This is a genomic window from Flavobacterium sp. CFBP9031 (assembly GCF_034044945.1).
Taxonomy (GTDB): Bacteria; Bacteroidota; Bacteroidia; order Flavobacteriales; family Flavobacteriaceae; genus Flavobacterium.
On record NZ_JAXCWF010000001.1, the window covers coordinates 541,187 to 553,713 of the forward strand.

General features: G+C 33.3%; 13 protein-coding genes. 4 read left to right on the forward strand and 9 right to left on the reverse strand.

What is annotated here, in order from left to right:
* Nucleotides 1–163: 163 nt before the first annotated feature.
* A complete protein-coding gene (locus tag SOM12_RS02295; protein ID WP_320492248.1) occupies nt 164–526 on the reverse strand; it encodes a hypothetical protein in 363 nt (120 codons plus the stop codon).
* Between the two features lie 364 nt (nt 527–890).
* Complete coding sequence (locus SOM12_RS02300; protein WP_320492249.1) at nt 891–1,568, reverse strand: hypothetical protein; 678 nt, start codon at nt 1,566–1,568, stop codon at nt 891–893.
* Nucleotides 1,569–2,089: 521 nt separating this feature from the next.
* On the opposite strand from SOM12_RS02300, the gene SOM12_RS02305 reads away from it, so the two are divergent.
* Both SOM12_RS02305 and SOM12_RS02310 read left to right on the forward strand, forming a co-directional pair.
* Complete coding sequence (locus SOM12_RS02305) at nt 2,090–2,278, forward strand: hypothetical protein (RefSeq protein ID WP_320492250.1); 189 nt, start codon at nt 2,090–2,092, stop codon at nt 2,276–2,278.
* A 290-nt stretch (nt 2,279–2,568) separates the two neighbouring features.
* Nucleotides 2,569–4,047: an ATP-binding protein gene (locus SOM12_RS02310; RefSeq protein WP_320492251.1), complete on the forward strand. Its 1,479-nt coding sequence runs from the start codon at nt 2,569–2,571 to the stop codon at nt 4,045–4,047.
* Between the two features lie 72 nt (nt 4,048–4,119).
* Here the strand turns inward: SOM12_RS02310 and SOM12_RS02315 are convergent, their stop codons facing one another.
* Nucleotides 4,120–4,653, reverse strand: coding sequence for a 5' nucleotidase, NT5C type (locus SOM12_RS02315; protein ID WP_320492252.1), 534 nt, complete (start codon nt 4,651–4,653; stop codon nt 4,120–4,122).
* A 100-nt stretch (nt 4,654–4,753) separates the two neighbouring features.
* Here SOM12_RS02315 and SOM12_RS02320 point away from each other — a divergent pair, with 100 nt between their 5' ends.
* The gene (locus SOM12_RS02320; protein ID WP_320492253.1) at nt 4,754–5,503 is read left to right on the forward strand and encodes a DeoR/GlpR family DNA-binding transcription regulator; all 750 of its coding nucleotides are present in this window, start codon (nt 4,754–4,756) and stop codon (nt 5,501–5,503) included.
* 406 nt (nt 5,504–5,909) lie between these two features.
* Entirely contained in the window at nt 5,910–6,179 is a 270-nt protein-coding gene (locus SOM12_RS02325) for a hypothetical protein (protein WP_320492254.1), read from the forward strand.
* Nucleotides 6,180–6,350: 171 nt separating this feature from the next.
* Here SOM12_RS02325 and SOM12_RS02330 read toward each other — a convergent pair whose 3' ends face one another.
* The 6 genes from SOM12_RS02330 to tssD all read right to left on the reverse strand — a co-directional run bounded on the left by SOM12_RS02330 (nt 6,351) and on the right by tssD (nt 12,395).
* The gene (locus tag SOM12_RS02330; protein WP_320492255.1) at nt 6,351–7,301 is read right to left on the reverse strand and encodes a DUF2931 family protein; all 951 of its coding nucleotides are present in this window, start codon (nt 7,299–7,301) and stop codon (nt 6,351–6,353) included.
* 50 nt (nt 7,302–7,351) lie between these two features.
* The gene (locus SOM12_RS02335) at nt 7,352–8,824 is read right to left on the reverse strand and encodes a phospholipase effector Tle1 domain-containing protein (RefSeq protein ID WP_320492256.1); all 1,473 of its coding nucleotides are present in this window, start codon (nt 8,822–8,824) and stop codon (nt 7,352–7,354) included.
* A 2-nt stretch (nt 8,825–8,826) separates the two neighbouring features.
* Complete coding sequence (locus SOM12_RS02340; protein ID WP_320492257.1) at nt 8,827–9,873, reverse strand: DUF2931 family protein; 1,047 nt, start codon at nt 9,871–9,873, stop codon at nt 8,827–8,829.
* Nucleotides 9,874–9,940: 67 nt separating this feature from the next.
* Nucleotides 9,941–10,114, reverse strand: coding sequence for a hypothetical protein (locus SOM12_RS02345; protein WP_320492258.1), 174 nt, complete (start codon nt 10,112–10,114; stop codon nt 9,941–9,943).
* A 10-nt stretch (nt 10,115–10,124) separates the two neighbouring features.
* The gene (locus SOM12_RS02350; RefSeq protein WP_320492259.1) at nt 10,125–11,981 is read right to left on the reverse strand and encodes a phage baseplate assembly protein V; all 1,857 of its coding nucleotides are present in this window, start codon (nt 11,979–11,981) and stop codon (nt 10,125–10,127) included.
* A 21-nt stretch (nt 11,982–12,002) separates the two neighbouring features.
* On the reverse strand, nt 12,003–12,395 hold the full coding sequence (tssD, locus tag SOM12_RS02355) for a type VI secretion system tube protein TssD (RefSeq protein ID WP_095929050.1): 393 nt from the start codon (nt 12,393–12,395) through the stop codon (nt 12,003–12,005).
* Nucleotides 12,396–12,527 lie beyond the last annotated feature (132 nt).

Here is a 12,527-nt window from a genome sequence, read left to right on the forward strand (position 1 = left end):
TGATTTTACCGCAAAGTACACAAAGAGTTTTCACAAAGTGCGCTAAGTTTTTTTTAGATAACTTTCAGTTAAAACAAAGTTCGCAAAGCTATATATAATTGCTTTGCGAACTTTGCGTTTATCTTTATGCTCTTTGCTTTTAAAAAACTAGACCCCAATAGTATTAAGACTTATATTTATAATTCTGTTTTAAGATTCCAACATGGATTTTCCCATTAGGTTTTAAGTTAGTTATAATCCTAATAAATTTCTCCTCTGGATATTTTACATCAAAACTAAAGGTCGTATCTTTTACTTTAACTTGAAGTAAATGTTTTCCTTCACCAGAAACTGACAGTCCAACTGTTTCGTAAGTTGGTAATGCTTCTGTAGCTTTTAAATTAATGTCTTGAACTTTTTCTTTATCTATATACACTTCTAGTTTTATATTGTCCAATTTCATATTGGTTGGCTGTTCAAATGAGACAACATATTTTTTACAGCTGACGGTGCATAAAACAATTAGGAGTAATAGAAGCTTTTTCATAAAATGATGTTTTTGTAACTGATACTGATAGATTCGAAATCTATTTTAATTTTATAAATATAGATAATTTTATTGCAATTCGGCTGCTCGAAAAAGTGACTTTTTCTGTCTTGTTACATGGAAATAAGTGGGTTTCAAATTATCAAAAAAAAACACGTTTTTTAGACAAAAAAAGTGCTATTTCATTGATTTTTATTAGGTTTAACGGGATTTTTTTCTTATCTTTATAGTGTAAATAACAGTAAATATATGCCGAAAAACGTACTTTTTAACTACCCAAATCACACCTCAAAAAATTATTCTTTTTATCGCTTCACGCATTTTATTTTTCAAAATGCAATCAAAAATCGGTTAGAATTTATTTCTACTCTTTTTTCTTCACCAAGTTTACACACGCAGACGATACAAGTGCGACTGCACCAACTGCAACCATAATTATTTTTTCTGGTTGTATTTTCTGAACTATTTTTTTAGAAAATTCATCTGCTAAATCAAATAAAGAATTTCTCTTTTTAGGAACTTCTTTCGACTCTTCATGTTCATTTTCCACCAAAACCTTTTTCTCTATGCCATTATTTTCAATTTCAACCGTTACCTCTTTAACGACACTTTTCATTTGTTTCGCTTCTTCAATTCTACATTTTTCATTGAACTTTTTAAAAGGGCGCGGCTGAAAATCGACTATCACTGCGGCAAGATTTATCGCATCAATATTTGATGGATCTGTTTCTCCCTTAAAGAAAGTTTCAATAGGCCTAAACTTGTCTTTCTGATCTTTAAACTTATTCTTTTGAGTATGGTCAAAATCTAAGCACAATAAATTTCTAAAAACATTTAAATCGTCTTTGGTCGGATTATCTTCAAAAATAAGCCAACACAGATCGCGGAGTTTTCCTCGCGAAGGGCTGTACAGAAAATCAAAGTATTCTCCCTCCTTTTCGATTTCATATTTAATTTTAATCGCCTTTTTATATGCTTCTAATGTATTATTCATCTTGCCTTTTTTAGGAACTTCTTTAGACTCTTTAATTTCATTTTTCACCAAAACTTTCTTCTATGCCTTTATTTTCGACTTCTACTATTAACCCCTTTCTAGCACTTTCAATTTTTGTTCCAATTCTATATTATTTATATATTTTTTTTTACTGTTCGCAACCAACTTTTGACGGACTTATTGCATCTATAATAATAGAGATTTGTTTAGAATTAAATAACAATTAATTTAAAAAAATAGGCCTTCCGATTTTGTTTTATTGGGAATTCTCGGGAATCTCAGGAAAACGCAGGAATTCCGGGAATCCCTTATCAACAGTGATCTAGAAGCGCCTTTACTTTGCATCAGAAATTAGTTCAAGTTTTGTCTGCAGACTAAAACAAAAATATAAAACTAGTTCTAATTAACATTGTGGAAAACCGTAAGACCGAGTTTATTCGGGAAGTATAAATTACGTCTTACAGGTCTACACGATCTACTTCCCCAAAAAACAATTTTGGTATCGCAATTCCAAGATCTGGTTAACTCCGGACAGCCATACCTATGTCTAATTTCTAAATTAAATTAAAATGAAAAAACTAATACTATTTATAGCTTTCACGCTATTGTTCACGATATTTTCTTGTACTCCAGATGAGTATGAGACTCAACCAAAAAAGAAAGTTGAAAAGAGTGCTAATCTATCTATTGGTGGCGATGGAGAAGATCCAGACGGTCCTGGTGATAAAAATACACCGCCGCCTCCAGGAGGACGATAAATATATATTTTTATTATCTAATTAATTACTATTTTCGGGGAAAGTAAATTTACATGTTACGGTCCCCGTTTTTTTATTTTATTATAGCGCTTTTTCTTTCTTCGTGTGAAGAAAAAAAGCCTATTAGTCCAAAGACAGAATCGATAAGAAAAGAAGCACTTGCTCTACGAAATAAAGCAATTGAAAATTTTGACAAACAAAACTTTAACATTGCTTATTCTCAATTTAATAAATCAAAGGAGCTTTATGAAGCCATAAAAGACAGTGCTAATATTTCCTACATATATCTTATGATAGCAAGTATCCATCAGAGGAACGGCGACTATTATGGTAGTAAAGAAATCGTGACCGAAGCATTACCTTATGCTAAAAAAGGCGTTTATTCTGCTAGTATTAATAATTCTTTAGGCATTGCTGACAAAGAACTTTCGCTCTATGATGACGCTATTCTTTACTATAAAAAAGCTGTAAATGAATATACAGATCCGCTTTTAAAACATGACCCCATACAAAATATTGCGGTTGTTTATACTCAACAAAAAAAATACGATAAAGCAATTCATATTTTTGACTCTCTTTTAAAATCTCTTTCAAACAAAGATTTAAAGAAAAGAGCTAAACCAAGCGATAAATCCGTACTATTGGATAATTTGGGTTATGCATATTTTAAAAATGGAATGGATGAAAAAGGTTTTCAACTTATGTTTGAAGGTTTGAAAATCAGAATTGATACTAAGGATATGTATGGGAGTATCGAAAGCTATCTCCACCTTGCTGATTTTTATTCTAAAAAAGACATATACAAATCTGACGAAAACGCTCTATTAGCTTATAAGGCTGCAACAAAAATAAATAGCATCGACGAAAGATTAGAAGCATTACAAATTTTAATTTCAAATGATAACACTTCTAACACTCCCAGATACACGCAAAAGTACTTCACACTAAACGACAGTATAATCAAAGTCAGAAATAATTTTAAAAATAAGTCTGCCAAAATTAAATACGATGCGAAAAAAGAAAAAGATGAAAACGAAAAACTTCGTTTAGAGAAAGCAGAAAATCAATTATCTCTTCAAAAGGCCAAATATCTACGAATTGTATTCGTAATTGTATTTGTCTTTTTAGTCATCCTAATTGCAATTTTAATCCGCTATTATAAAAACAAAAACAAGGCTATCGAGTTTAAAAGTTCGTACGACACAGAAACCAGAATTTCTAAAAAAATCCATGACGAATTGGCCAATGATGTATTCCAAGTCATTGCTTTTGCCGAATCTCAGCCATTGGCTGTCGAAAATACGAAAGAGAATCTTCTACAGAAATTAGATGATATTTATGGTCGTGTGAGAGGAATTTCAAAAGAAAATAATAAGATTGAAACGGGCAAAGACTTTACCAAAAGCATAAAAGAAATGCTTTCTGCCTACAACACGGCTGAGAGAAACATCATTGCCACTAATTTGGAAAGTGTAAACTGGGAAGATGTCGACGAGATAAAGAAAATTACTATTGGAAGAGTTTTACAGGAATTAATGGTGAACATGAAAAAGCATAGCAAAGCAAGTCTGGTCGTGATAAAATTCGACAGTGATCAGAAATCAATTCTGATAAACTATACCGATAACGGAATTGGCTGTGAGAAAACGAAGATTTCTAAAAATGGGCTTCAAAACATGGAACATCGAATTCAGACCGTTAAAGGAACCATCGAATTTGAAACAGAACCCCAAAACGGATTTAAAGCTAAAATAACAATCCCTAAATAAACCAAAGCCTTTCGGAAAATTTCTGAAAGGCTTTTTCTTCAAAAAACAAGTAATTTTTAAAATTACCTTGCGTTAAACTGCTTCTTTCAAAATAACAACAGCTTCTTTCCAATTATTTACTCTCAAATAATTCTCTTTTTTGGCATTATGAAATGCTGTAAACATAATAGGCTTACCCATGCAAAAATCTAAATTCTTTGGATGATCATCGATTAGATAATCAGTATTGATAATGCTTTTGCTTCCGCATAAGACAATGTTCTGCCAATTGATAAAAGGAAAATGTTCTGCAAGCCATTCTATTTTTTCGTTCAACGAAAGCGGAAATTCGGTCGCCGCAGAAACAATATAAACCTCAAATTCCTCCTGTAATAGTTTTAAGCTTTCTACAGCATCTTCTATTACGGGCAATGTTCTAAAAAAGTCTTTAGAGTTTAAAACACTCATCACTTTCTCACGACCATAAAAAGCTTCCTCTTCTGTTAAACCTTGAATATCTTCTCTTAAAATTGTTATTCCGAAATCTCTTTCGAAGTAAGCGATTAGGTGTGCCTCTACATCAGCAAGCACGCCATCCATGTCGATTGCGATTGATTTCTTTTTCATTTGTAATTTTATTTTGCTGCTAAATTATGCAAAAATTGCAATAAACAGCAAAAAGTTGTAATTTTTTATTTATTTTTGCAATATAAAACCGCAAAACAAAATGAGAAAGGAAGAACGCCAACAGACCATTTTAGAATATTTATCTAAAGAACATCGTGTAACTTCGGTAGAATTAAGCGAATATTTGAGTGTTTCTGAAGATACGATCAGACGTGATTTGAAAGAGCTTTCAGATCAAGGACTTTTAAAAGCAGTTCGCGGTGGGGCGGTCGCTCCTTCTCCGATTCCGCTTCATTATAGAAAAAGAGAAAAACACGATATCGAAAACAAAAAAATTATCGCTCAAAAAGCTATTTCGTATTTAAAAGACGGACAAGTTGTTTTTATTGATGGCGGAACCACTTCTCTAGCTTTGGTAGCAAGCTTTCCTTACGATTTAAAATTGACGGTTATTACCAATAGTTTTCCCATAGCTTCGTTGGTTGAAGATTTACCTAATATTGATTTAATTTTTGCAGGCGGTAAAATGTGTAAAACTTCTTTTGCCACTTCGAGTATTGAAACAATTGATTTCTTTAGAAATTTTAGAGCAGATATCTTCATTTTAGGAATCTGCAGTATTCATCATGAAAGAGGAATTACAGGAATTTTATACGACGATTCTATGCTGAAAAAAAATATGATTAAGAACTCCAACTTTGTTATTGCTTTAAGCTCTATCGAAAAAGTAGAAACCGCCGAACCTTATTTTGTCTGCCCAATAAAAGATATTGATGTCTTGGTAACCAATGTTTCTCCAGATGAGGAAATTTTAAAGCCGTATAAAAATACTGGTTTGACTATTTTATAAATAATAAAAAGCCTTTTAAGATTAATCTTAAAAGGCTTTTTCTCTACAAATTAATTGGCAATATTATTTCCATCCGCCGCCCAAGTCTCTATAAACATGAATTCTAATATCAAAATTAGGGCGCAACTCAACCACAAATAATATTTTCTATCTTTGTTTTAAACCTAAACTTAGCATTACAATTCAAAAAGAATTAAAAGTAGGTTATTTCTTTCTTTTTAAAATAAAAACTTATATTTGTGATGTCAAAATAAATCTAGGATTATATCCTGAAAACTTAATATAAGTTAACATAAGCGAATCTCTCATTCACGTTGCTGGAGCTAGTGATAGCCCTAAACGCATTCCTAGAAATGTTTTGACACAACCGAAGATGAGGGATTTCGTGCGTTTAATATTTTCCGTTATGTCAAAAGAAAATCAAAAACCAACACATCGTGATGTAATGCCATCCGTAATTAATTTCCTTTCAGACGAATTGTTTGAGGGAGAGTACAAAGAACAGCCCATGTATTTGCAGGAAATCTTCGAGCTCCTCATGCATACAGAATTTGGCGACGATATTAAATTAAGGCAAAAAATACTGAGCTGTTTAAGAACAAGCCGAAATCTCGCCGAAGCCTTATCGCCATTTTCAGAAAAGCAGATTTATAAGGCTTGTGCTAGTAATAGGTAAATTATTTCAATAAAAAATGAAAACCCTGCGAATTGAGATTTGCAGGGTTTTGTTTTTTACTTAAAATTGAAAACCAATCTTTGCGGGCACGGATTGCAAATCCGTGCTATCGGGTTCACGCACTTTTATATTAAAACTTTTTACATCGTTTGTTTTTTTTAATCAACCTTTTTAACCTTTATATTTCCACATATTCTCAACATCTATTTTGTTGATGGGGATTTCTTTTTCACCTTGCTTAAAAATTAATCTTCGATTACTTAAATCTGCATTCATGCGCAAAATAATTTCTATAGGTTTATTTGCATCTGCTTCTTGGAATAGGCTCATGATTTCGTCTTCATTAAAATCTTTGACTTGAAAAATTGTTATGACCTCTTTATTGTCTTTGAAAGCAAATGATAAAAATTTAGGAATTGCTCTTGGTCTAAAATCATTTTGTCTATCAACACCATTAAATAATGTCTCTTCTTCTCCGTTGTACATCCTTATTATAGTTCGTTCGAATGAATGACTCGCGATTTCAACACGAGCTCGCCAAGTATATTTTTTTCGATAAATATCATAAATACCATATTGAATCCCTTTCTTTTTAAACGCTTCTTCAAACTCGGGTTTTAATTTGCCTAAAACTGTAAAATATTCATTTTGAGAAACAGTAGGATTTCCTGGCACAAGCTCCTTCATAGCCACATGAGTTTCTTTTGCTTGAAAACGAGCTATTTCTATTTGCTGGTCATTGCCATATACCCAAACCATCACTATGCCTCCAGGTGCACACCCTACCCTTATATCAGAATAATTAGATATCCTGCCACTTCTCCAGTCGATAGTGCCTTTTTCAAAAAGTTTTTTTAGGGTATCAATAGGCATATCCCAACTGCCAGTATAGAACTTGTTTTCTTTAAAAGATGCCCAGGTAATATCCATTTTTACAGGCAATGCTTTTAAATCTTCGCCTTGTGTGTGCGTTGAGCCATCATTACCCCAGCCATTCTCGTTTGAAGCAGATGTCGGAATGTAAACACTGCCACCATCTTCTAAATAAAAATGGCCATCATGGATATAAGTGGGATAAAGTTCGGGAGCATTAGACGTGGGCAACCATTTGTATTTTTTCATTTCGGGTTTACAGGATATTATAGTTATTAATAATAAAGAGGTTAAAATTCTCATGAGTGGGGTTCTATTTTACGAAATCTAACAATGGTTTTGCCTTCTATTTTGTAATTGGGTAAATAAGCTCCTACGGTATCTCCAAATTCAGAGTTCCAATGTATGTATTTGTGCCTTAAATCTTTGAGTATATTATGGTCACGCACTTTTATATTAAAACTCTTTACATCGTTCGGGTTCTTTAAATCGAGTTTTTTTCGCAATTGTTCAATCTCCTTGCTGGTGTAGTAGCTCATTTGGGGTTGATTGCCGTTAATATACTCCGCGAGACGTTTTTTTACTGTATGCAAATCTAACTCGTCCGGTTTACTTGGTTTTGGAATGTTAAATTGTTTATTTAACTTTTCCATATTAATAGTATCAATATATTCTTTATTGAGTTTTTCAACCATCAAATACAGGGTAACATAACTATAGGTATTACGTATCCCTTTACGATTAATGAAGGTTTGATGCCAGCTATCAGGACGTTCTACTTCACTTTCGTTAACCCAACCTTGCTGTATAAGATTGTTTAGATCATTATTTAATATTTCGTCGTATTCATCATCGTCATAACCATCACCCCAAGTGTTATCTAAATCCATTATTTGTTTAGACTCATTCATTTTATCGGTATAGCATCCACCAACATCAGAATGCACACCAGGCAAATAAAAATCTTGCCCACCTGCTCGTGCAGTAGGCGTAAGCATAAAGTTTTTGCGATGTTCGTCGCTGGCGCAAAAATGAATTATTTTTTTTGCTTTATACAAATTATTGATTTCTACATTAAGGTTGTTTAAATGAAGCTCACTCACATCATTGTTATAGTTTGGATCTGTTGTGGTGTTTGTAGCATTGGGGTCATAAGAAGAAACAGTATCGTACAACCCTACAAACCGTACTTGTAGACGTGCATATTGCACCTTATGTTTTACCAGTTTTGAACCCCAAATGTCGTCTTTTCTTTTTTTACTCAGTTCATAAATAAAGTTTCTGGCTGCCGCAGCCCCCCTGCTAAAACCAAACACATCAACGGTTAACGTATTTATGTCGTCTTCGCCTTTTAATTTGCCTGCTTTTTCAGCCAACATATCGCATCCCTTTGTAACTTTGGCAACAATACCTTGTCTCCCTGCACCAAAGGCAACTCCTAAATGCCCTTCTCCAAACGCAGTTGTTGCATCGTCTGTATCAGCACCTAAATCATCAGTCCCAATACCTTCTATATAAATACTATCTACATATTTTTCTTTTGTATAATTCAGTTCCTTGCGAGCTACGTTAGAAAGATCATTCATGTAACTGTCTGTTTCTTTATCAGACATTTTACGATAGGCGTTGTTAGCGTCGCTTCCTTTTTTTGCTAATCTAGCATTAGTGTTGGTTCTGTTATTTTGCGTGCCATCAAAAAAAACACCAATTCGTATATCAATTGTTCCTTTGGGAGGCGGCGGTGACGTGTAATCTCCAAATACTATACTCATAATTAATCGTAATTACCTGTTTGTGTAACTTTCTCTTTTATATGATACTGTTTTTCTGCTTGTTCTATATATAATTCAGTGACTCTATCTGATTTTAATTCGACATTAGGATCAATTTTTATTATCATTTCTGCAGATTTATTTTTATCAAGATGTTCTTTAAACAATTTTCGAATCTCATTTTTATCAAAATCTACAGGAATTTCATCCCCTCCCATAGGTTTAAGATATTTTTCCCAATATTCTTTGTCGTTAGTAAAAGCAATTCTAGATACAAACTGTCTTTCTTTTTTGCCATTAGCAACCGACCAGTAAATTTGAAAAGCGTAAGGAATGGCTCTATATTTCATATCTATTGACTTATCATAAGGATCTTCTTTTTCTCCATTACACATTTTAATATACATTGAAGTAAGCTTAGAGCCTTCTGGCAAGATTACTCGCGGTTTCCATAAGTATTTTTCTCTATACTCCTCATAAACTTCTGATTGGGGATAACCGTATTGTTTGATTTGTTCCCGAACGTCTTCAGATATAACAAAATTGTTTTCTAATCTATGTTGACTATAACCTTTTCGAAACATATACATTTCGCTTTCGATAATAAGTTTAGGATCTATTACCGTTTCATGAGCCTGAAATCGCGCCACTTCCACCTGACTACCAGCCCCCGCTACCCATACTATAACCATTCCTTTTGGTCCGAGACCAATATTTATATAATCATAAGACTCCTTTACATTTTCTAAACCTGGTTTAGCAGGAAATCCTTCATCAAAAAGCTTTTTTATTTTTTCTGTAGGGAGTTTCCAGTCGCCTTTATAGAATTTATTGTCTACATATGATAACCATGTCATATCAAGTCTGTCTGGCACTGGTACTTTTATATAATCGATACTTCCCAATCCTCCCCAGCCAGAATTGCTAAATCCGCCCATTTGGCTAAAAAAATATCCTCCTGCTGCTCCTGTATAAACTTCTACAGGATACTCTCTTGGTGCACAAATATTTGCTGCCCACTCATATTTTTTTTCTATATATGAACTCATTGTTATTGTTACTACAGTTATCACTATTATTATGATGAAACATAATAAGATGTTGTATTTCTTGATACTATTTTTTCTCACCGTTTATTATTATTTTTTTACCACAAATCAAATTCAAATCGTCTTTTGTAGCTTCAAAATTCAATTTATTGGCATTTTTTTCAAGTTTTCTGCCAACAGTTAATTGATAAGAATCACTCACTTTTATTTGAATAATCTTCGCTTGTTTTGCAATTGCCATAAAAATTAAATTAAAAAAGATTAGATTTTTCTGTGCTATTAATACGCACTTGCTTTCCGCTTTGTATGGTCATGTCTTCTTCATGACTATAAAGACTTGCTTTCGAGGCTATTTCATTTGAACTGTCTGAAGTACGACTAAAATCTTTATCAACCAATTCAGTCCTATTATCTGATCTTTCCATAATATTCCCATTTGCATTTACATAAATATCATTTTGAGCTTCTTGAGAGATATTATAACCTGCATCAACCTCAATATCCTCTTTAGCATCAATTTTTATATTTTTACCAGCTTTCATAACAATATCTTCCCCTGCTTCCAATTCAATATTTTTAGGAGCTTTAAACCTAATGTTTCCATCTCCATGAATTACAGCTATAGTTTCTCCTTTTTGGCTTTCAATTGTAATATCTCCCGTAGCATCGTCATTTATAATTCTGTTTCCGCTTCGGCTATGCATTACTGCCTTTATATCATTATTAGGCGTACTATAACCACTTTTTTCCTTTCTGCTGGTCATGGTTCCCAGTACAATCGGCAATTCGGCATTATTGCCCTGAAAGTCTACAAAAACCGTATCGCCAATTTCAGGTATGATATGAGAGCCTCTGGTATCGCCTCCATAATTCTGCATTAGAGGAATATAAGGTGTGGTTTCGCCTTTGGCTGCCTGCCACGGCATCTGTACCTGTATACCGCTAAGTCCGTCAGGATCTGCGTTGGCGGTTACAATGGCCGTCTGGCTTTTGCAGAATGGCACTAAATCTGGATCTGTTTCGGGTGAAAACACAGAACCGTTAAAATTTACGGCTGTAAAATGGTTTTCGTAACCGCCTCCGTCATCGCAGATATGTGTTATCTGAGTAACGCGGTAAGAACTTTCCAACTGCATGTCGACACCTGTTACTCTTACTTCGTTTCCTATAGTAATTCCTGGAACTTCGCTTGAAGCTTTTATTTCTACTAAACCGCTCAAAACAGATCGCATTTTGTTTTTGGCATATTCTTCAGAAGATCGCCTTCCAGATCCGCCCACAGGAGTTTGGTTTAACTGTATAATGGTTTCTTTATTAAAAACTTCATTAGACCTGTTTAAAAAGTTTTGATGGAAACCATCGGCTTCTTTTCTATATTTTAAAGTTTCATCAGTTTTATACTGGCCGTCATTGTTATCGTTTTCTATTACTTTAAACAGTGCAGGGATAAGCTTTAGGGTATAATCAAAATCCTGCATGTTTATTCCATACATTAATTTTGGCGTTGCACCCAAACCGCCCGGACTTCCAAAAATGGCTGTTCTTCCGTTATAATAGAACCAATGCCCATTTCTTTTGGCCAAACGATTTAGAAAAGCAAAATTGCTTTCGTTATACTGCACAGTGTAAGGCAGGTTGTCTAAATAAAACGGTCTTACATCGATATCAATGTCACAGTCTGATTTTACTTTTTTTACAATATCATTCAGAGACATGTTGGTGAACGAATTGCATTCGGGTCCGTTTTCTAAAAGTATTGTAGTACTCTTTCCTTTTATTACGATGGTTTCTTCTACGTCTTTAATACGGGATTTTTGCAGTTTAACTTCGGTTACTATGCCGTAAAACTGCATGATGTAATCTTTAGAATCTGCTCCAATAATAAGATCTTCCAGACCCTCTATAGGTTTTATTTCTATGCTTATTTTTTCTCCGTATAACTTTTGGGAAAAAGGCATTACACTTTTAAATTCTTCTACTAATAAATCTTGTCTTACTTCGAAGGAAAAAGTGTGGTGGTCATGAATCGTCTGAAAAACTTCTAATTTGTTGAAATTAGCAATTCTTATTTCGCCAATTTTAATATTCGTAATTGTTTGCAATGCCATACTAGTTGTTTTTTAAAAGAGCTATGAGTTTTTCCAATTGTTTTCAAAAATTGTATTCCCAATTTTTACTTCGTTTGATGAAATCAAAATCTCAGTAACCATAGGAACTGATCCTTCACTTCTAAAACTCTTATGAAACGATATGCAGAAGGCCTTTTTAAAGGTTACATTTTTCATGGTGCTCATAGCATCTCTGCGATAAAAAATGACTTTTCCGTCTTTTACACTGGTCTGAGATACCATCCAGTCTGAAAACAGATCTGTCTGTGTGGTTTCTATTACAAGTTTTATCTGTCCGCCTTTTGTCTTGTTGGCCGGTTTTCCGTTGTTATCGACATTCTGGGTAAAATGAACATCAAATTCTAAAACATTAAACACTTCATTGTCTAATTCTAATTTTGCTAAAAAACTCATATCTAAAAGGTTATTGATTATTTTACAGGCTTTTGTAGATTTTATAACCTTAATCAATAAATGAGAAGTGGTATTTAAGTAAATAAAATATTACATAATTATATTGTAAATATAATAAGACCGTTTATATAA